The organism is Vibrio sp. SG41-7 (genome assembly GCF_014164465.1).
GTDB classification, from domain to species: Bacteria; Pseudomonadota; Gammaproteobacteria; order Enterobacterales; family Vibrionaceae; genus Vibrio; species Vibrio splendidus.
Genome location: NZ_JACJFF010000014.1, coordinates 48502 through 70372 on the forward strand (window position 1 = coordinate 48502; position 21871 = coordinate 70372).

Annotated in this window: 18 protein-coding genes; 5 read left to right on the forward strand and 13 right to left on the reverse strand. The window is 43.1% G+C overall.

Annotated features, from left to right (window positions below; genetic code table 11):
• Window positions 1–11: 11 nt before the first annotated feature.
• The 3 genes from H5300_RS05845 to H5300_RS05855 all read left to right on the forward strand — a co-directional run bounded on the left by H5300_RS05845 (window position 12) and on the right by H5300_RS05855 (window position 3306).
• The gene (locus tag H5300_RS05845; RefSeq protein WP_182795623.1) at window positions 12–1094 is read left to right on the forward strand and encodes an ABC transporter ATP-binding protein; all 1083 of its coding nucleotides are present in this window, start codon (window positions 12–14) and stop codon (window positions 1092–1094) included.
• A gap of 277 nt (window positions 1095–1371) precedes the next feature.
• Window positions 1372–2712, forward strand: coding sequence for an MATE family efflux transporter (locus H5300_RS05850; protein ID WP_182795624.1), 1341 nt, complete (start codon window positions 1372–1374; stop codon window positions 2710–2712).
• Window positions 2713–3003: 291 nt separating this feature from the next.
• Complete coding sequence (locus H5300_RS05855) at window positions 3004–3306, forward strand: DUF1330 domain-containing protein (protein WP_017084205.1); 303 nt, start codon at window positions 3004–3006, stop codon at window positions 3304–3306.
• A gap of 189 nt (window positions 3307–3495) precedes the next feature.
• Here the strand turns inward: H5300_RS05855 and H5300_RS05860 are convergent, their stop codons facing one another.
• On the reverse strand, window positions 3496–5193 hold the full coding sequence (locus H5300_RS05860; protein WP_054542908.1) for a solute:sodium symporter family transporter: 1698 nt from the start codon (window positions 5191–5193) through the stop codon (window positions 3496–3498).
• A gap of 101 nt (window positions 5194–5294) precedes the next feature.
• Entirely contained in the window at window positions 5295–7397 is a 2103-nt protein-coding gene (locus H5300_RS05865) for an alpha-galactosidase (protein WP_182795625.1), read from the reverse strand.
• Between the two features lie 248 nt (window positions 7398–7645).
• Here H5300_RS05865 and H5300_RS05870 point away from each other — a divergent pair, with 248 nt between their 5' ends.
• The gene (locus tag H5300_RS05870; protein WP_108100222.1) at window positions 7646–8719 is read left to right on the forward strand and encodes a LacI family DNA-binding transcriptional regulator; all 1074 of its coding nucleotides are present in this window, start codon (window positions 7646–7648) and stop codon (window positions 8717–8719) included.
• A 235-nt stretch (window positions 8720–8954) separates the two neighbouring features.
• Here H5300_RS05870 and H5300_RS05875 read toward each other — a convergent pair whose 3' ends face one another.
• Complete coding sequence (locus tag H5300_RS05875; protein WP_016784936.1) at window positions 8955–9881, reverse strand: LysR family transcriptional regulator; 927 nt, start codon at window positions 9879–9881, stop codon at window positions 8955–8957.
• Between the two features lie 100 nt (window positions 9882–9981).
• Here H5300_RS05875 and chrA point away from each other — a divergent pair, with 100 nt between their 5' ends.
• Complete coding sequence (gene chrA, locus H5300_RS05880) at window positions 9982–11130, forward strand: chromate efflux transporter (protein ID WP_108100221.1); 1149 nt, start codon at window positions 9982–9984, stop codon at window positions 11128–11130.
• 150 nt (window positions 11131–11280) lie between these two features.
• Here chrA and H5300_RS05885 read toward each other — a convergent pair whose 3' ends face one another.
• The 10 genes from H5300_RS05885 to H5300_RS05930 are packed head-to-tail and all read right to left on the reverse strand — an operon-like array spanning window position 11281 to window position 21871.
• The gene (locus H5300_RS05885) at window positions 11281–12201 is read right to left on the reverse strand and encodes a glycosyltransferase family 2 protein (protein WP_182795626.1); all 921 of its coding nucleotides are present in this window, start codon (window positions 12199–12201) and stop codon (window positions 11281–11283) included.
• Window positions 12198–13961 carry a hypothetical protein gene (locus H5300_RS05890; RefSeq protein ID WP_182795627.1) on the reverse strand — a complete coding sequence of 588 codons (1764 nt, stop codon included), beginning with the start codon at window positions 13959–13961 and terminating at the stop codon, window positions 12198–12200. Before H5300_RS05890 ends, H5300_RS05885 begins: the two co-directional genes overlap by 4 nt.
• 34 nt (window positions 13962–13995) lie before the next feature.
• Window positions 13996–15003 (reverse strand): tetratricopeptide repeat protein, encoded by a 1008-nt coding sequence (locus tag H5300_RS05895; RefSeq protein WP_405055133.1) that lies wholly within the window; start codon window positions 15001–15003, stop codon window positions 13996–13998.
• Window positions 15000–15971 (reverse strand): type II secretion system F family protein, encoded by a 972-nt coding sequence (locus H5300_RS05900; protein ID WP_182795628.1) that lies wholly within the window; start codon window positions 15969–15971, stop codon window positions 15000–15002. The genes H5300_RS05895 and H5300_RS05900 overlap by 4 nt, the downstream gene beginning before the upstream one ends.
• Before the next feature lie 3 nt (window positions 15972–15974).
• Window positions 15975–16940, reverse strand: coding sequence for a type II secretion system F family protein (locus H5300_RS05905; protein ID WP_182795629.1), 966 nt, complete (start codon window positions 16938–16940; stop codon window positions 15975–15977).
• A gap of 9 nt (window positions 16941–16949) precedes the next feature.
• Window positions 16950–18398: a CpaF family protein gene (locus tag H5300_RS05910; protein WP_182795630.1), complete on the reverse strand. Its 1449-nt coding sequence runs from the start codon at window positions 18396–18398 to the stop codon at window positions 16950–16952.
• A gap of 33 nt (window positions 18399–18431) precedes the next feature.
• A complete protein-coding gene (locus H5300_RS05915; RefSeq protein WP_065606116.1) occupies window positions 18432–19652 on the reverse strand; it encodes an AAA family ATPase in 1221 nt (406 codons plus the stop codon).
• A gap of 25 nt (window positions 19653–19677) precedes the next feature.
• Window positions 19678–20175: a TadE/TadG family type IV pilus assembly protein gene (locus H5300_RS05920; RefSeq protein ID WP_004734452.1), complete on the reverse strand. Its 498-nt coding sequence runs from the start codon at window positions 20173–20175 to the stop codon at window positions 19678–19680.
• Entirely contained in the window at window positions 20175–20603 is a 429-nt protein-coding gene (locus tag H5300_RS05925; protein WP_004734453.1) for a TadE/TadG family type IV pilus assembly protein, read from the reverse strand. Before H5300_RS05925 ends, H5300_RS05920 begins: the two co-directional genes overlap by 1 nt.
• Before the next feature lie 2 nt (window positions 20604–20605).
• Entirely contained in the window at window positions 20606–21871 is a 1266-nt protein-coding gene (locus tag H5300_RS05930) for a TadE/TadG family type IV pilus assembly protein (protein ID WP_004734454.1), read from the reverse strand.

A 21871-nucleotide genomic window follows, 5' to 3' on the forward strand; every position in this document is an offset into this window, starting at 1 on the left:
AAGGAGAGAGCATGGCTGATATCAGCTTAAAACAGGTCATCAAACGATATGGTGATGTTCAAACGATCCATGGTGTTGATCTAGAAATAAGTAACGGCGAATTCGTAGTATTCGTTGGACCGTCTGGTTGCGGTAAATCAACTCTCTTACGCTTAGTTGCTGGCTTGGAAGAGATTACTGAAGGTGAGATCCATATTGGCGATGATCTGGTTAACGATGTCGATCCTGCCGAGCGTGGTGTGGCGATGGTATTCCAATCCTACGCCCTTTATCCGCATATGACGGTTGAAGAAAACATGGGCTTTGGCCTGAAAATGAACGGGGTAGCTAAAGAAGTCGTCGAGAAACAAGTCACCAGTGCAGCGAAAACGCTTCAACTAGACCCTTTGTTGAAACGTAAACCTAAAGAACTGTCAGGTGGACAGCGTCAGCGTGTTGCTATTGGTCGAGCGATAGTTCGCAACCCAAGAGTGTTCTTGTTTGACGAACCTTTGTCTAACCTAGATGCTGAACTTCGTGTCGATATGCGCTTACAAATCGCCAAACTGCATCAAGATCTGCAAAATACCATGATTTACGTAACGCACGATCAAGTGGAAGCGATGACGCTTGCCGACAAAATCGTCGTGCTGAGAGACGGTCGAGTGGAGCAAGTCGGCTCACCTCTCGAACTGTATCACTCCCCTCAAAATAAATTTGTGGCGGGCTTTATTGGCTCTCCGAAAATGAACTTCTTACCTTGTTTGGTCAATAGCACCTCTGACACGCATGCCCAACTGACCGTTAATGGCCTGAGTAAAATTACTCTGCCATTGCCAAGTGATGGCCTTGCTGAAGGACAAAAGCTGACGCTTGGTATTCGACCAGAACATTTAGAGATCAACGGCGAGTCAGATATCACGATTGAGTTCCAGAGCGAGGTAGTAGAACGATTGGGCAACAGTACTTATATGTTTGGCCAATCATGTGGTGTTGATAGCTTTAAAGTGCACCTCCCCGGAGATCAAGAGGTCACACGTTATCAGTCTCTCAATTTAAATTTCGCATCAAAAGATTGCCATCTGTTTGATGCTGAAGGTCAGCGTATTAACTAGACTTTTCAAACGGTAAAGCTGGCTAGAAAGGCTAGCTTTACCTCGTTATTAATTCACCGTTATCACCTCTTCTTTATTGCTTACCTCTCTTCTTTACTTCTTGTCTCTCTATGAAACGATTCAAAAAGTTTCATGCACTCCGCTTAGTTTTTGGGTTTAACGACCTTATTGGTATTTTCTTTATCCTTAACTGCTATCCGGACATTAATTTGATAGTCGTTTACTCAATAATGGCTAAACTATAGTGTCGCCTCCCCCTTTTTTTGAGAAAACCTAAATGCCTAATGCTGATTCCACCCTAAATAAACGCATGGGAATCGTTGCGCTCACCTGGCCAATTTTTATCGAAGTTCTTTTAAGAACCGCACTCAACACCAGTGATGTATTTATGTTATCGGGGTACTCAGACAAAGCCGTGTCTGCCGTTGGTGTTATCTCTCAGATATCCTTTTTTCTGATCATCGTCTCAACCATGGTCAGTAGTGGTACAGGCATCCTAATCGCACAATACAACGGTGCTTCTCGCACTCAAGAGAGCGCTCACGTGGGCGTGGCGAGCATTATCTTGGCCATTATTACCGGTGTGTTACTCAGCATGATTGCGGTTCTTGGTGCTGAATATTTTATTCCGCTCTACCAACTGGAAGCTCAAGTCGAACAGTACGCTCAAGAGTATCTGTTTATCAGTGGTGCTCTCACCTTTAATGTCACTATAGGTGTCGTTCTCACCACGATTCTACGCAGCCATGGCTATTCAAAATCACCGATGGTCATCAACATGATTGCAGGTGTTATCAACACCTTCGGCAACTACTGCGCACTTTACCAACCTTTCGGGTTGCCAGTGTACGGCGTACAAGGGGTTGCAACGGCGACAGTTATTAGCCAAGTGATCGGCTTATTGATCTTAATCGGTGTCGTAAGAAACAAAGGCATTGACCTACCGATGAAACAGTTCAAATCTGTGCCTAAAGCTATCTATCAAAAAATCATGAAGATCGGCTCTATGAATGCTGGAGAAGTACTCTCTTACAACATGGCGCAAATCAGTATTACCTTCTTTGTGGTGCAGATGGGAACGTCTTCACTGGCCGCGTTTACTTACGCACAAAACATCGCACGTCTCTCTTTTGCCTTTGCCTTAGCCATCGGCCAAGGTAGCCAAATCCAAACGGGTTATTACATTGGTAAAGGTTGGATAGATGAGATAGCCAACCGTGTACAACGATACTTTGTAGTAGGCTTTATCGCCTCTATCACCATTACCTGCGTGGTCTATATTTTCCGATTCGAGATTTTGGATTTATTCACTCAAGACCCAGAGATCATCGCACTGACTGCCGCACTCATCGCAGGCTCGATACTTTTAGAAGCTGGTCGCGTGTTTAACCTGATTTTCATTTCTTGCTTAAAAGCCGCAGGCGATATTAAGTTCCCGATCAAAATGGGCATTCTTAGCATGTGGGGCATTGGCGTTGCGATGAGTTATTTACTTGGTGTGCATTGGGGTTATGGCGTATTTGGTGCTTGGATGGCAATCGCGATGGATGAATGGTTCCGCGGATTGATCATGGTTCGTCGCTGGCGAGCGAAGAAATGGACTCGATTCTCTTTGTAGATCATTTAGAGCCTTGCTGATTACCGCTCGAGCTATGTGTTAGAACCCATGTTAATACAGTGCCCAGAAACACTCTGGGTACACTCAATAAGGTACTTGTACCTAACTCAAAATGACAGCCCCCACCTAATGTTACTTTCAGATAACCCGAGTTGCCCTCCATTAATTATAAATTCATCAAAAGCGCACTACTATTACCTTACTCGTTAACTATGTCGTTAATGACCGAATGCTAAGCACGCACTGCTACTAATAAGCACAAAGCCACTGGCATGATAGGAGAACAAGATTATGTCTTATTACTCAGTATTAGAAGTTACGCCAACCACTGACGCTTGGGTCGCTGATTACATCGAGCCAGCAACCAGACTCGTCACAAAATATGGCGGTAAATATCTAGCTCGCACTGCTAGCCACGAAAACGTAGAAGGTAACGCTGAGCAGCCTGCATTGCGTGTCATCATTGAGTGGCCATCAAAGCAAGCTGCCGTTGATTTCATTAATGACGCGGAATATGCCCCACACTTAGCTGCACGCACTGCAGGTTCAGTTAGCCACCATGCGCTTATCGAAGGTAAAGACGACCTAGCGTAATCAAGAGTCCAATTTCCGGTTAATATTTAGATATAAAAAGACCCCCAATAATTGGTGTCCAACTATTGGGGGTCAGTTCATAGCGCGGCTTTTTTATTCACTTTATAGTAATTAGCCTATGGCGAACCTTTTACTCAAAATCCATAAACTATTAAATAATATCAGATAGTTAAAAGCCAATTTAAGTAATTAAACCGTAGCTTCAATGCCCTTCTTACGCTTTGCTAATCGGCCAAAAATACCGACTAACATTACAATGCCACACACACCGTACACCTGCATGATGGTTGGATCATCCGAGACAAAACCAACATCAGAGAACATCACGTAAGCACCTAATACCATGTAGAGAATGATAGCCGAAGCTTCGAAACGGAATTTCCAAGGTGTGACATCGATATGTTCATTAACAGGCATCACGTAATCATCTTCACGTGGCATAAAGTAGCCAATGATGAACATCAGCGCTGTACATACAACAAACAGAATCGCCAATTGGTGTAAGAAGTGAATAGGTGTTTTGAACACTAACTGCATCGCAGCGTATGAACTTACAAATACCACCAAGGCCACTTTAGCCGCTAAAGCTGGCACACGTTTAGAGATGTAACCCACAAACACGATAGTAAAGATTGGCACACTGAAGAAGCCCGCTACCATTTGTAGGTATTGGAACAGACCTTCTGGTGCGTACATGATGAATGGTGCGATACATACCGAGATAATCGCGATCACAACGCCAAAGATACGGCCTTTACCCACCAGCTCTTCATCCGTTTTGCCTTGGCCAAACAAAGGTTTGTAGACATTCAATGCAAATAGAGTGGTCGAACTGTTAAGCACACCATTAAATGTACTTAGGATGGCACCAAACATAACTGCGACAAAGAAGCCAACCAACGGCTTAGGCAAAACTTCGTTAACCAAGCGCGTGTACATAGTGTCTGGATTACCGGCATCTGCACCAAACATGTGGAATGCGATGATGCCTGGAATAATTAGGAACAGTGGAGAGATAACCTTAATCGCACCAGCAAGAATCACCCCTTTCTGACCTTCTTTTAAGTTCTTAGCACCCAACGCACGCTGGATGATTGATTGATCCGTACCCCAGTAGTAAAGGTTCACAAGTAGAAGACCTGTAAACAAGGTTGAGAACGGCAGTGGATCAGTCTCTGTACCAACCGATTGCAGTTTCTCTGGCGCTGCATAAAGCAGAATATCCAAGCCAGCACCAAAGCTGCCCTCGCCCAACACCATCAAACCAAACACGGGGATCATCATGCCGCCAACAATCAGGCCTACGCCATTTATAGTATCCGCAATCACAACCGCTTTTAGGCCGCCATAAATCGCGTAAAAGAAGCCAAGTAGACCAATCGTCGCCGAAATAAGGGCTATTGAACTAAACTCTGAAATATTTAGCAGAGCTTGAACATCAAAGATCTCTCCCAAAACAACGGCACCGGCATAAAGTGTGGTTGGCAAGATATTGATGACGTACTGGCACAAGAAAAGTAACGTCACAAACTTCTTCACTGACATGTCGTAACGGCTCTCTAAGAAGTCTGGAATCGTCGTTATCCCTTGCTTCAGGTAACGCGGTACCAGCATCAGAGCGATGATGACTAAAGTGACACCAGACGCCACTTCCCAACCCATGACACTCATGTTGTGGGTATAAGCTTGTGCACTCATGCCAACAAAGCTAGTCGCGCTTAAATTGGTTAAAATTAGGGAGCTGGCAATCAAACCACCGGTTAAGCTTCTTCCGCCGAGAAAGAAACCGTCTTGTGAGGTGTTCTTGTCATTTTTAACTTTGTTGTAGGTAAACGCGACAACAAAACCAGTAAATAACAAGAATGACAGCAGAACTGTAATAGACATTTTGTTTTCCTTAAGTTTAGTTATTGCGGCAGCAATTCCTCGCTGCCGATTATATTTTTATATTTAGAATTTTATTTGTAGGGGTACTCAGAGTTAGCGCTTCATATCTTTTTCAGATGAACAATCAAGGCTGACTCTGGGTCTAGAATCGGTAAGGTCAATCCAATTTCCTTGAGGTTATCGCCACTCAGGGTCAACGTTTTGTCGAGCCATTGGGGGCGCTGTTTCATCAATTGGAAACTGGTTTTTGGCATGTCCACTAACTTCACTTGATACATCGCGTTGTCTTCCACACAGCTAATACGAAGTGGCGAAGGCAGAGCATATTCAGGCATCGCTAATTGGCACACGGTGATCAGCATTTCATCGTCATTTTCAACGCCATAAATATTCTGATTTTTGTCCGAAGGATCCATTCGGAAACTACGACCAGAATGCAAAACATGACGAAACTGCTTATGCAGTGAAATGTAATGTGAGAATGCTTGTTTCTCTTCCGGTGACTCTTTAACAGGGTCAAGCTCAACACCCATGTGCCCCATGAGTGCGGTTACACCACGCATATTGATGCCGTGACGACGGTTGGTTGAGTGGCATTCTGCTGGGCCAATGTGCGCCCCCATCACTTCTGGTGGGAAGAAGTAACTCATGCCTTTCTGAATGGCTTGGCGCTCTAAGGCATCATTACAATCTGATGCCCAGAAACGATGCGTTCGTTTTAGAATTTCAAAATCGATACGACCACCACCCGAAGAACAAGATTCAATCTCGACTTCTGGGTGCGCTCGATTCAACTCATCAACAAGGCGGTATAGCGCTTTCGTTTGGCCATGCACCGCAGCCTTACCTTGATGCCCAGGTTGAACCAACTCTCGGTTCATATCCCATTTAAGGTAAGTGATGTTGTACCGAGTCAGCAGCGCATTGAGGCGTTCATACAAATAGTTAAAACACGCTTCATTTTGTAGGTCTAACACATACTGCCAACGGCCAGATGGTTGATGATACCCTTGTAAACCAAGCACCCAATCAGGATGATTTCGGTAAAGATTAGAATCTTGGCTTACCATCTCAGGTTCAACCCAAAGGCCAAACTCCATACCCTGTTGATTAACATGTTCAATCACAGGTTCTAAGCCATTTGGGTATTTCACTTCATCCAAATACCAGTCGCCCAGTGCCGTGCGTTCACCATCACGCCCCACAAACCAACCATCATCAATAATGAAACGTTCAACGCCCATCACGCCCGCTTCCGTTGCCATCTTCATGATGTAGTCAGGCTTGTGATCAAAATAGATCCCTTCCCATGTATTCAAGTGAACGGGACGAGGTTTATCAGTTGGAAATTGAATAATATTGTCGCGAACAAATTGCTGAAAACGCTGAGCAATACCGTTCAAGCCAGAATTGCTGTAACAGCCATAGAGCCAAGGTGTCTGATAAGTAGCCTCTGGTTCTAGAATCGATTCACCCGCTAGCAATAACTCTCCCGCTTGAACAAAGCGGCGGCCATCACTACGAACATCCGCGCGCATTTGGTGGTTACCGCTCCAACCCAAATGAAATCCCCACACCAAACCGCTCTGCTCTGAGAACCCTTGAGTGCCTGCAAACATGCCAGGGAAGTTTTCATGTGAAGTACGACCGCGACGGTTCTCTTGCATGAAGCCGCCGTGTTCAAAACGCTGGCGTTGCGTTTGAAATTCATGACACCAACGGCCATGGAACGTCATGAGTTCGTTGGCATGATTCGGCAACGGCAATGTGGAAGAAAGCTTATTCAGGTAGTATTTATTGCTACCGTTATTGGTGACGGTTACACGCTTTTGGACGACGTCAGATTCGAAATCCAGCTTAATCTCTACCTTAAGGTTCAGTTGAGCAACCTTGTCTTCAAGGAAAAAACACGCCTCTTGATCTTGAGCATCGTAACGAACGGTCTTAAAGACAGGAGCCCAATCACGCCCTTCTCTGTGACCTTCAATGCCTGGAGCGTTAAAGTGTCCACTGCCTAACTCAGGGCAAAGAGAAAGTGGCACATCCACATCAAGTCGAGCTTGAGAAATCGGTCTTTCTGTCGAAAGCAGAAGATCTTCATCAATACTTGCGATCTTTGCCCCCCAATGCAAAACCTCTGGAACACGCCCTGATTTAATGATCAAACTATGGTTTTTACTCTTTAAGTGAATAAATTCGTTCATTACTAATCTCTATTGTTTTCGTAAACATAATATAGAAATAATAGTGAACCCATCACGCCAGATTAGTATCCAAAACCCACAAAATCGTGATGTAAATTGGCTTTAATATTCGAAAAATTTGCACAAGATCGACTGTTTCCGGAAACATTTTTAATGTTTTAAAAGACATTTATTTGAGAGTGAGCAGAGTTTAGTTTGGTAAATTTCGGTAGGCTTATTTCACTCTAAAATATTCGATGAGCAGAGCGATGAGTATCACCTTCAAAGACGTAGCAAAACTGGCAGGGGTATCTACCCAGACAGTATCTCGAGTAACCAATGGCTCACAAGACGTCGCGGAGTCCACCCGCAACAAGGTTAACGCTGCCATAAAGCAACTGGGTTATGTACCCAATAAAGGTGCGCAAATGCTCAGTCGAGCCAAGTCCACCAGCGTTGGCTTAGTCACGCTCGATATGGCACTGCATGGCGCAGCAATGATCGCCAATGGCGTGCGAATGCAGGCTCATGATATGAGTTATGGCGTCGCTTTCTCTGTTGTTTCCGAGCCTAATCTCGCGAACACCCGTGAGGCAATTCGTGAACTGATGGCTCAACAGGTCGACAGCATTATTCTGAATGTGCCTTTAAAGAGTGCCGATGCAGAATTGTTAGTGGAACAATATCAGCACCTCAACCTAATCTTCATTGATGTCCCTTCTAACAGCCAAGTGAACTATGTTTGCGGTGATCATGCGAAAGGAGCAAAACTGGCGGCTCAACATCTACTTGAGAGCGGACGAACGGACTTCCTGTTGATCACTGGCCCGAACGAATCCAGCGCCTCAAAGATTCGACATCAAAGTTGGTTAGCCGCGTTATCAGATGCAGAGAGTAAGGTGCAGTATCAATATCAAGGAAACTGGCAAGCAGAAAGTGGTTATCTTGGCGTTCGAGAAGCTGTCGCTAAACAAGCCGTATTTGATGCCGTGTTAGTGGCAAGTGATCAGATGGCATTGGGGGCTTTACGTGCACTGCAAGAACTGCAGATACCTGTCCCTGATAAGGTTGCTGTCGTCGGCTTTGATGGCATCGAGGACAGTGCGTTTTTTAATCCACCACTGACCACCATCAAACAAGACTTCACCACGATTGGTCGACAAGCTGTGGTACTTGCAGAGAAGCTCAACGCTAACTCACAAGATGCTTTACTGCAGCACCATATCGAAACAGCATTACTCCCAAGAGAAAGCAGCCAACCGAAGGTGACGGCTCACTATGAAAAACAAGAGATCGAGCAACTGCTAAAAAGGATTCAGACCCTTTTGCCAGAATCGACATAAAAGAAAAAGCGCTAGGGGGAGCTAGCGCTTTAAGACCAACTAAGTCCGTTTAGCCTGGTAGTTTTTTAAGCTATATCATGAGGATATAACCAATTTTTTTACTTAGGTAAATCAAAAAGCCTATTCTTTACGACTGCTTTGAGTCGTAAATTAAGTATAGTCACGTTCTGGTAATTAACCGGATTTTTTTAGGGATAATTTGGACAAACTTAACGTCAAATCGCAGTTCATAAATTTACTCACTAATCACAGATGAAATAGCTTTAGCAATCAACTTTCTAAGTAATTTATTTTTATCATCTAGATGCTTTGCCTTGCGATAGACAAGCTGTATATCAAAATCCGGAACATCGATAGGTGGTTTCACCGCCAGTAAAGTATCTTCGGTATCAATATCATTACGCGCCACGAGCCGAGGAACAATACACAACAACTCTCGACCACGAATTAATCGTTTTACTGTCAAGAAGTTACTTGAAGATATAGCGACTTTTCGACTGAAACCTAGCTCAGCCAATCGAATATCAACACCTGTTTTTAGAGCCCCCGCAGGAGAAACCAATGCATGTTCTACAGACACAAACTGATCTAAAGACATTGGTTGTTCAATAGATAAAACCGACTGATCGAACAAACACACATGTTGCTCTGTATACAAATGCTTTGTTCGATAAGGCTTTGGTACCTCACCAAAACTACCGATCGCGATATCGAGCTTAGCGTCTTCAAACACTTGTTGATAGTTGCTTCGATTGACATTGAATAACGTCACTTGAGAATAAGGCGAAGATTGCTTAATAAGATCAAACAACATTGGAGCGAACATCTGCTCTGCATAATCGGTAAGTCCGATCTTCCAAGTACCTTTATAGGTTGCTACATCAAACGATTTAGACAACAGTACTTCTGACTGAATGGTATTGAGTAAGGCATCGACGGTACTTGATAATTCAATCGCTCGGTCGGTCGCTTCCATCTTACTACCGACACGCTCAAACAAAGGGTCATCAAACAGCTTTCTCAGTCTTTGTAAGCTATGACTCATCGCTGATTGGCTGACATAACAACGTTCTGCCGCCTTACTCACACTGTTTGTTTTATACAGAGCTTGCAGTGCAATCAATAAGTTAAGGTCAATTCCTTTCCAGTTAAAATCAGCCACAAAACAATCCCATATTATTCATAGTTATAATTAAAACAATTAATTTGAATCATAGTTCAACTCCACCTAAATTACGCTAAACATTTATCTGGAATCGATCATGCTTTCAATTTTTAAAACCTTTTTCTGGCTTGGCTGGATTAGCTTTGGTGGACCAGCGGCACATATTGGCTACTTCCGTAAAACCTTTGTTGAGAAACTGAATTGGTTATCCGACGAAGAGTACGGGCAAATTGTCGCCCTCAGTCAATTTCTGCCGGGTCCAGGATCAAGTCAGGTTGGCTTCGCAGTTGGTTATAAAAAAGGTGGCTTAACCGGTGCGATTGCCGCATTTGTCGGCTTCACCTCCCCTTCTGTCATCCTAATGTTGATATTGGCCTTAGTGAGCAACCAGTTGTTGGAAGCACCGCTTTTCATTTCAATCATCCACGGACTTAAGCTACTCGCGGTCGTGGTTGTAGCTGACGCCACTTTCGGCATGTACAAAAACTTTTGCCAATCAAAGATAGCAACAGCACTGTGTGTGATCACCGCGATTGTTCTACTTTTGATTCCAGGAATCTGGCCTCAAGTCTTAGTACTTCTATTTGCAGCAATCATTGGCAGCAAGTTCTTAACCTCGCAAGACTTAAAAACAACGCCTTCGACACATAAGATATCCATAACGCCGCTTGTCATTTTTGTAGCACTATTGGTTGGTTTACCACTGTTTAGTGCATATTCTCAAGGCATCGAAGTGTTTGGTTTGTTCTACCAAGCAGGCAGCTTAGTATTCGGTGGCGGCCACGTAGTACTTCCTTTGCTGCAGAATGGTATTGGCGACCAACTGTCTCAAGATGCCTTCCTAACAGGCTATGCTGCTGCGCAAGCGGTTCCTGGCCCGATGTTTACATTAGCGACTTACCTCGGTTATGTATTAATGCCATCGGCACCGATTACAGGTGCACTGCTCGCAACAATTGCCGTGTTCTTACCGGGCTTCTTATTGCTACTGGGTGTACTGAAGAACTGGCAGGCAATTGCGAGTAAGCCTTTGGTGGCTGGTGCGCTTACAGGTGTGAATGCGGCTGTTGTAGGTTTATTACTTGCGGCTCTGTATCAACCGATCTTCACAAGTGCAGTGAGTAGCGGCTTAGATTTCGCTCTGATCATTGTTGGCGTGTGGTTATTGAAAACCGTGAAGATGCCGATTGTGGGTTTAGTTGGGGTATTCATGTTATTTGGTGCAATTACCGGCCTGGCAGCCTAAGTAATAATTGAGAGTAAGAGGTAGGGGAGCTAGTCGCTTACTTCTTACTTTAATCAAAAATCGTCATCTCAGCAGCAACTGTACAATGACAACTCCACTTAGCAAATCCAACACTCAAGTGCAGATCTCTTGGCCAAAACCTCAGTCTAATTATTTATCGTCCTTAAATCTTAAAATAGAGAGTATTCTCATCTCTCGCCTACCTCGTGATACGTTATCGAGTATCAAACCACAGAAAAAAGACATCACAGCGATCAAAGCTATTGAGCTAGACAATACAGCTGTAGGTAACCTTTCGACTAACCCTGTGTCAACGAAATCAACAATAACGGGAATGCCTAAGCTCAATGAAATAAGGCCCAACAATATCGAGAGCACGCCAAAGAAAAACATCGGTTTTACATCTCTCAGTAAGAACAAGATAAAATTTAGGATCTTGAAGCCATCACTCAATGTATTCAATTTGCTAGTGGTTCCTTCCGGCCTAGATTGGTACTGAGTTGAGACTTCTTTGATTGACATATTATGGTGTAACGCATGCACGGTGAGCTCTGTTTCTATTTGGAACCCATCGCTGAAGATAGGTGCGGTTTTGACAAATCGATGGCTCATAATTCGATAGCCAGAAAATACATCATTCAATTGTGCATTGAATGCTAAGTTAATCAGTGATGAAAACATCTTGTTGCCAAGGATATGTCCTTTAGGATATGCACCAGAAGAGCGCTCGCGACTTCCAATAATCATATCGAGCTTTTCATTATTTAATTGCTCGATCAACACCGGGCACACTGACGCATCGTAAGTGTCATCGCCATCAGCCATCACATAAACATCAGCCTCAACATCAGAGAACATCCGCCTCACGACTTCCCCTTTACCTTGGCGAGGTTCATGTCGCACAATCGCTCCAGCTTGTAACGCCTCATTGACCGTGTTGTCGGTCGAATTGTTGTCGTAAACATAAATGGATGCACCCGGTAAGGCTTGTTGAAAAGAGGTAACCGTTTCACCAATGGCTCCGGCTTCGTTATAGCATGGGAGTAATATTGCAATTTTCATACTATTCATGAACTTCCCCTTACCCTAAAGACCCGGTAACCACTTTCAATCTCATCGTGTATGACCTCCAACCAATCAGGCGTATCTGAACTATAGAGTTTATTAATAAGCGCTCCCTCTCCAGCTGATTTTTTTAAAATTAACAAGTGAGGATCGTTACCAACAACAATAACATCGACGTTTTTACCTATGATCTTTCGTTCAGCCAACACAAGATCTTCTTCCAACATCACCTCAATCAGAAACTGGTTACCAACAATATTTCGATGGTAAGGAGCAGCAATAATTCGATTATCCGTCTTTGCCAACACTGGAGCCCCCGTTTCGATCCCTGAGAGTATGGTGTGCGAATTGATATCGTTATCTTGTAGCACCTTATGGATCTTCAGCGATTGCTCCTTTTGATCAAGAGCAGTTGTAATTTCTTCGGTTGGCGACAACGCAAGAATGACAAAGGCGACCGCTAGTGGTGCTCCAGAAATAATAACGGTCGCTTTTATGATGGAGGAACGGATGTAATCTGCTGACTGAAGAATCACATATGCTTGCAGGGGAGCTGCTAGTACAAAACACAATCTCATGACTCTAATCTGCCAAAAGATCGCAAGGGCTAAATTGAACATAAAGATGAGATACAAAATTGTGCAGTGGTGGTTTTTACGCTTAAAAAATGGATACAAAGTGGCAGGAATCACGAGCAAAGCGTAATTCTCTATCGAGAAAAAACCATGACTTGCGACATATCTAACGACCGATTTCGCTTCTGTCACTTGGTCTAACCAATACACTTTAAGTATAGGAGGGTAATCAATTAACAACGCACTGCTGAGTGATGGATAAAGCACTGCCACTGGGATTAAAAATAAAACAGCAAGAAATACGAACAGAAAAACCTTTTGCAGCTGGCTTTTATCTTCACTCATTAATCGATGATAAACATTAACGAAAAGCCAACCACAGAAGAACAGGATGATGAGAGCAAATGATATTTCGTCGTACTTAAAAACAAAAAACTCATCGTAAGGCCGGTTTAATAAAACCGCACAAACCCCAAACAGAGCAGAACTCGCATACAGCTTAGAGATATAACCAAACCACTCATGGCGAACAAGACCGTAATACACGGTGTAAATCGCGAAGAAAATCATAAATAACAATACATTGTCTAACCCTGTCCACAAAGATAAAGACAACAAGATTGCTTGAGCATAAACACGCCATGATTGGCACAATTGGTTGTGATTTAACGGCGTCGAGGCTAAAAACAAGACAGCGAAGATAAGCTGAATATTATGATGATCAATAGAACCGGGTAAAAAATGGATAATTGAAGGCGAAGAAATCGCAAACATCATGCTAATAAAGCGATACTTGGCACCAAAGAGGTGGTCAGCTAAGTAAAAGCAAGACAGTGAAAAAAGCAGCAAGTAAAGCAGGGGGACAAGAGAGATGGATATTGTATAAGCAAGGTTATCATCAACGATAAACAATAGTGGAAAGGCAACAAGCGACAGAACGAGATCAGGAAAACGAGACCAATGAATAACAATGCCATCAGCGGCATTAAAATTATTCATTGGTTCTAGGTACCAATGACCAGTTGCCATCCAATCCTGAAATTGAACGAAACGCATATAGTCGTCATTGTCATTCAGGTTAAGAGCTGAAACACTCTCCCACTTGTAAATAAAGATCACTGTGGCACAAACTAGCCAGATGACAGAGATAACAATGATATCTTTATTAAAACTCTCACTTTTAGGCGACATGAATATCCTTTTCACTGAGCCAAGATTTAAACGACTATTGCTCCATCTCTCTCACTTCTGCTAACGCTCTATTTAAATTTTCATTCGCTACTTTGTAGTAAGATGATTTCTTATCGATAGCTTGCTGTAGGTAAGGAACTGCCTCATTGGGTTTTCCTTGTAGTATTAAGAAATAGCCGACATTATTCAAAGCTTCCGGCGCTTCCATATGCCTCATAAATACGTTGGTTGCTTTTTTTATATCCCCAGAGGCTAAATAAATAAGCGCTAAGTTATTCTGAGCTTTTTCATTATTCGGCTCTAATTCCAAAGCTGAACGCGTGTATTGATAGGCTTCCTTGTAGTTACCGTACATGTAATGAGAGTAACCCATATTCAATAAAGCTTTGACTGAACTTTTATCTATCGTCAGCGACTTTTTAAAGTACTCTTGTGCAATTTGATGCTTACCTTCAACATCTTCCAGTACACCAATCCCCATATAAGCCAATTCTGGAGACATGCTATCGACCTTCAAACTCGCCACTTCACTTTGGTTCAATGCTTGGTAGTTTTGGATAGTTTCACTGCTTTTTAAACGAACTTGGTCTGAATTAATCGCTTTAAAGAAATAACTACGTCCTTCATCTGTACGACGTTGTTTGGTGTATAGAACACCTAACTGCTCCAACACTTCTGTGTGGGCAGGGTTAAAATCTAGCGCAGCAAGGTAAGCTCTCTCGGCCAACGCATAATTACCACGAGACGAATGTATTTGCCCAATAGTGAACAGGGTTTTATCGTGAAATTCTTTCTCAGGAAAAGACAAAGAGCGTATATATTCATACAACGCCAAGTCGATATTATTGTCACGCAAAGCAATGTCACCGCGCATAATTGCTTCTTTTTCATTAAGCGGTGGATCATCGCTAGTCAAGGTATCGATTGGTTTACCTGAATACAGTTCCGCATCAAATTGGTTAGTTGGTTCATCAGAAGAAGCACAACCAAGTAGAAAAATTGGCAATAGTAGTACTAGTAGAAATTTATTGTATAACATCATAAACTTGCTCCCGGAGCACTTAATGCGTCCATTACGATCAGTAACCCTGGGCCGAGTGCAACAATGAAAAAACAAGGCCAAATAAATATCAGCATAGGGAATAACATTTTAGTCGGTATTTTCGCCGCGATCTCTTCTGCGGCTTGCTGACGCTTATCTCTAAAATCTTCGGTATAGTCACGAAGCGTTTGCGCTAAACTTCCGCCCATTCTCGATGCATGAGAAAGCAAAGAAACCAAGCCTTCCAATTCGACTAAACCGGTTCGTTCGATAAGCTGTCTAAGCGCATCAGGCATAGTGACGCCCGCTTGAATTTTAGCAAACACAGTCTCTAGTTCATCCGCAAGTTCAGGCTGAGATATATAAAGCTCTGATGCAACACGTCCAAGAGCCGCATTAAAGCCAAGCCCTGATTCAGTACATACCACAAGAAGATCAAGCGCATCAGGGACGCCGTTTCTGATTTTTTTCTGCCGCTCTTTTTGTAGCTTACTGAGAATAATATTAGGTGTGAATGTACCAAGAAAAACACAGGTCATGATGAGTAAATTATTATAATCTCCGCCCAACGCTATGTAATAAACCATAAAGCCCGCGACAATACCGATTAAGCTAGATAAAACCTTCAGCGCATAGAAAACCGATAACGCACTCTTCTCATGGAACCCGGCATGCATCAGCTTTTCCGAGTAAGTTTCATTATCTTTTTTATTACCTTTACTTATAAAAGGGCTTAATGATTCTAACGTATTGGAGAAGTCGTATGGTTTTCTGCCAGTCGGTGCCCCGTCTTCTGATATCTGTCTCAATTTCTTGTCCAAAGGAGAACGAGCTCCTAAAAATAGAAATCCAAGCGTGAGTGTTAACAAGACTGTTGTAAGCAAAATCATCGAATAGATAACCACCTGAGAGCTAACTCCAAAGTCTGCTAACATCTGCTTCCAAACTTCAATATTTAATAATTCCATAGGTTAAATCTCTATGCTGATGATCTTTTTAATCCACAAGGCTCCGATAGCCAAAAGAACAATACCGACACTGACCATGGATAGGCCGCGAGGATCTTTATAGAGTGGCTCTATATACTCGGGGCTAGCGACCCTTAAGGCGAAGAACAAACCAAATGGGGATAACGTTAAGATCCATGCGGATAAACGACTTTCAGCAGAGAGCGTTTTGATTTTCCTTTCCAGTTTAAAACGCGCTCTAAGTACTTCAGATACCTTTTGCAGGTTTTCAGATAGGTTACCCCCAGTCTCTTTTTGCAACATTACAGCACTAGAAAATGCCAACATTGAGACGGTTGGTACTCGTTCTGTCATCTGTAGAATCGCTAAGCGTAAGTCATAACCATAGTTAAGTAGGTTATAGGTATTTTTAAATTCAATACCTATTGGATCTGGAAGTTCTTCGCCAACTTCATTGAATGATTGAACGAGCGGTTGTCCTGCTTGCAATGCGCGTCGAATAATATCTAAAGCCTCAGGAAGTTGTTCCTCAAATCGAGCCATTCGGTAAGTCACTCGATTTTGCACAAATAGATAGGCGATAACCCAAACAAAAATGAACGCCCCCACACTGATGAACCATACTTGGTTGGTCATTATCGATATCAATGAGAGCAATACAGCGCAAAGAGAAACAATAAGTAAGAACCGGCTTAACGCCACTTTCATACCGGCTAGTTCCAACATTTTTTTCAAGCCACCGAAGAAAGAGATAACGATGAGCTTACGATCTAACGGGGACAGTTCTTTGTTATAGTGTTCTTTGAGTAATGACAAACTCTCTGCATCGATATTACGTTGTGTCTCTTTTAAGCGGCGAGACAACTCTTTATGTTTCGCTTTCTTGCCCGCAGCAGGTAACAACAACGCCTGAGAAATAAAAAGTACTGCGATAAACAATAGGGCTAAAGAAACGCTTACATTATCCATATTCCCTCCTTAACCTTTGGTCTCACTAAAGAGCTCGAAAGGCAGGTCGAGTCCACGTTTGACTAACTGGTCATGGTATTGGGGCACAACCCCTGTTGCAGTGAAATAACCGATAATATTGCCATCTTCATCAATACCTTTACGTTGAAAACGGAATATTTCCGACATCGTAATCACCTCACCTTCCATGCCGTTAATCTCTTGGATACTCACCATACGACGCTTACCATCTTCTTGGCGCTCCATTTGAACAACAAGGTGGATAGCCGAAGCAATTTGAGCTCGTAAGTTTTTGGTTGATATGTTCCACCCTGCTATCGAGAACATGTTTTCGACACGACTTAAGGCATCACGAGGGGTATTCGCGTGAATGGTAGCAAGAGATCCATCATGACCGGTATTCATCGCCGCTAGCATGTCAACGGCTTCGCTACCACGTACCTCCCCAACCACGATTCGATCAGGTCGCATACGCAAGGTATTTTTAACCAATTCGCGCTGGCTGATTTCTCCCTTCCCTTCTAGGTTCGCAGGACGGGTTTCTAGGCGAATGACATGTGGTTGTTGCAGTTGTAATTCTGCCGAGTCTTCTATGGTAATAATTCTTTGGTCTCGCGGAATGAAACCAGAAAAGATATTCAGTGTGGTTGTTTTCCCTGACCCCGTCCCTCCTGAAATCAAGATATTCAGCTCACCTTTCACCGCAGCCTCTACAAATTTAGCCATCTGAGGCGAGACTGAGTCGTAACCAATTAAGTTATCCATTGTCAAACGATCGACGGCAAAACGACGAATCGAAACGGAAGGGCCATCGAGTGCGAGAGGCGGGATAATCGCATTAACACGGGAACCATCAACTAAGCGGGCATCTACCATAGGTGATGCTTCATCTATACGACGACCAACCTGACTGACGATACGATCAATAATGTTTCTTAAATGGCGGTCATCAAGAAAAGTATAGGGCGTTTTTTCTAGTTTACCCCTTCGCTCAACGTAAACACTTTTTGGGCCGTTGACTAATATATCCGACACAGTTTGATCTGCTAATAAGGGCTCCAACGGACCAAGACCAAAAACTTCATCTTCTATCTGTTTGATGACCCGTTTACGACCTTCTGCACTGAGTGCATGACTACCATCATCAGCCATCAACTGAACGATAGCTTCATGCAAATCTAGCTTAGCGCGCTCTTTCTCCAAGCTAGAAAGTAATCCTAAGTCTAACGTTTCAAGCAACTGCTTGTGAAAGAAGTGTTTGATTGATAATTCTTGCTCCAGTACTTTTCGAGCTTCATCGATCGCTTTCTCCTTTTCAACGCTCGCTTCTGTCCGAGAGTGACTGGACGTCTCAGCACTTGATAAACGTTCAACAGGATTGGCATCTTCTGAATCATGCGAAATCTGTTCTACTTTTTTTTCAAACTCTGGATTTACATTTTTTCGTTTAAAGAACATCACAATCCCTCGTGTTTACTTTTCATCAACCCATTATGAAAACAACTTTTTCAGCCACCCTTTCTCTTCCTGCTCTGGTGGTGAAAGAACATGAGATAAGTCGATGATAGAGCGAGTAATAGAGCTTTTCTTCCTAGACTGAACTAACGGCTGCCCCAAATTGGCACTCTCTAGCGCGACTTTAAAATCGTTAGGCATAAGGTGTATGTCATGATTGCCCACCGCCTGCTCAATGTCTTTTAGCTTAATTGAATGTCGCTTTTCATAACGGTTGAGAATGACCTCTATTGAGTCACTTTGTAAGCCGTATTCAAACTTCAGAGACTTAATTAGCCGGCTCGTGTTTTTTACTGACACTAAGCTCTGTTGCAAAACCAAAAGTACTTTAGTCGCGGGTGATATTGCTGATGCAAACACGTGATCTAATCCTCTAGATAGGTCAATGATCACATAAGGGTAGAAACGACGCAGAATTGGAAGTAATCTGCCAATTTTCTGAGCCTGCTCGAAGTCATCAGCATTATTTTCATGTTTAAAGCTTAGAACATGGAGGCCTGATTCGTGTTTATTTACCAAAGAGCCCAAAGACATTTCATCCAAGTCATTAGAACTGTTGATCGCATCCGAAACACTATAAGTCGGTGCTATGTTCAAATAATCTGGAATCACGCCAAATTGAAGGTCGATATCGAGTAAAAGAACTTCGTTAGGGTGTTGAATAGCTATCTCAATGGCAGTATTCAACGCCAAGGTGGTTGCTCCCATCCCTCCTTTGGTATTCAAAAACAAGATAAACTCCCCGTAACTGGAGTTCTCAAGTTTTTCGGAAGCGGTTTTCTTCAATAATGGAAGTAAGTCCGATAGAGTCACATGGTGAGACAAAAAATCTGATGCCCCTAAGCGAAGTGCGATTTTTAGTGACCCATTATCACTTTCATCACCTAGTACAACTAAAGACAAATCCTTGTCTTCTAAAGACAAATCATACCCTTGCAACTCAACCATTTTTTGCGCCCAATTCCCATTAGCTTCAACGAAAATAAGCTCTGGAACATCTGCACTTTTTAAGTATTCTTCACTCATTGCCCCAAGAGAAAATGACGTTACATGAACATTTCGGCATTTTTTTAGCTCTTGACTCATATGCGAATGAAAGGCGTCAGTGCTATAGACTAACCAAACCTTTAGGTTCGTTCTTAAACGCGTCATATCTTTATCGTTTTCATTAGGCGTTATTTTGATCGCTTCCCCCATACATTCATCTCCTTTAAATAACCGCTTATGGGCACCGACTCTTGATGTCAGTGCCAGCTTCAGCCCTCACTACCCCCAAGCTTTCTGCGGGTAGTATTGTCTCAAACGCAGGGGCTGCAAGAAATCCATTCTCTCCTAGAAAGCTTAGGTTACTGATTAACTGAATGCCATAACCCGTAGCCCTAGAACGCACAAATTTAATGGTGCCAAATCCAGGCTCAGTCTCATAACCAGACGTAATTTCACTACCGCTCGCGTCTAAGTAAGCCACTTCTAAGTTCGCATTAGTAAACCCAACAAGAGGAATATCATCCACCACCATTCCCGCAATATTGTCTCTATCAAGAACGGAGCATACCGTCGCTAACCTAGCTGCCTTCCTAGTCGCTTCGCTGACCATTTGCAGCGAAAATACATACGCACCTAACGCTAAAATGAGAAACAACAACAAAAAAACAAACCCCGAGACAATGGTAAATTCAATGATGGCAAGCCCTTTGATACGCCTGTTAAACCTTTTCATCACAGTACCCTCATCACTGAAGTGACACTTAACGGAATAGAAAAACTTGTGGCAGATAAAGGAATAGATAAAAACAACGGCACATAGTCATATGTCACGCTGACTCGCACATAACTGTCAATAGAGGGTGGTGTTACTGTTACATCTGCAGTCGTCAATGTAGACAATACTGCTGTCCCAACGCTGCTCTGACCATAAACCACCACATTTTGAATCTCTAACGTTGGTGCAATAGTGCCACCTTTGGTATCGTAAACCTCACTAACTGCATATCGTGCGCCATTTTGTACAGACTTAGAGATAACATTGTAGTGAATCAGAACATTGCCAAGCTCGATCACCAAACCCAAAAAAAACAGTAATACAGGGGTCGCAATGGCCATCTCTACAGCAGCAAAACCACGTTGATGTTTATTAGATAGCATCATAATCACGACTCCCCACTATCAGGATCCTTATACAGAACAATCTTGTAAGCTCCTTCGGTTGTCGATTGACTACTACCAGAGCCACCAGTGACACTGCAAGAATGTATAAACTCACCAAAAACGGCAGGTGTACCTGAGTTGTTAGTTGGTGCTTTTTGCAACAAGAAAAAGCAGCCTATTTTATTCACTGTAAAGTCGGTAGAGCCGCCACTTTTACCCGAGCAGTCCACCATAGGGATAGGTAAAATACGACGCCAAGCCACACCATTAGATGCGCACCCAGAACCACCACTTGCTATGCAGGCGTTGGTATCTGACTCATATTGAGCATAGGTATAACTTCCATCAGAATCGATCTCTCCCGTACCGGCATCAATCGTGATTTCATTGGTAGGTTCTGTGGTTACATAATCTGAAGGGTAATCGGATGCCGATAAGCCACCACCATACTCACCAAAACGAGTATTCAAACCATCGCCTGTGGGGCCAACTGTGCCACCTGGCTTAGTTGTTATGTCTTCACCAATTTTAATTGGCTGATCATAACTACCACCTAAGCCTTCTTTGATTGTGTTACCACCAGAACCAAAGTCCAACAGGTGATAATTACCATTACCCATTTCAGATAAGCTACTGTCTCCCACTTTCAAGGCATGAACAGTCCCTATCTCATAACCAAACACACTGGTTATCTCTTCACCAGTTTCATCATGAAAGCCGTCTTCTGGAGAAATATCGTTATCCGAAGTGCCATCACCAATACACACTCCAATGGGTACAACATTATTATAAGCGAGGCCTGAACTAGGGCCCGCAACAGCACTTGCCGATACCACTTTTTCAAGACCAAACAGTTGAATAAAAAATTCATCCATCTCTAGTGCATCCACGCGAACACGCACATACACATCATCAGTTGAATCGAACGTCGCCGTGCCTGTAAAATCCTTCGGATCATTCGAATAATCAATACTTATAGAAGCTGTCGAGAAATCAATTTCTTGGTTCCCTGTTGAAGCCGCCATAGCATTGAGTGCCGTACCGACTTCCGCGTCTACAGCGTCTTTATCTTTACTATTGTCTAATATGGTTGCAGCAGCCAGCGTTGCAGAATCAACTGCATTTTGTAAGCGCGTTTTATTTACAACCATATGGTTTATGTCTACAGCTAGCGCTGAGACAGCTAAAAAAACCAACAAGGCAGCAGTAATCATCACTGCAACTAAGCCTTGTTGTTTTTTAGGGCTTTGTGATACTCGATACAACAT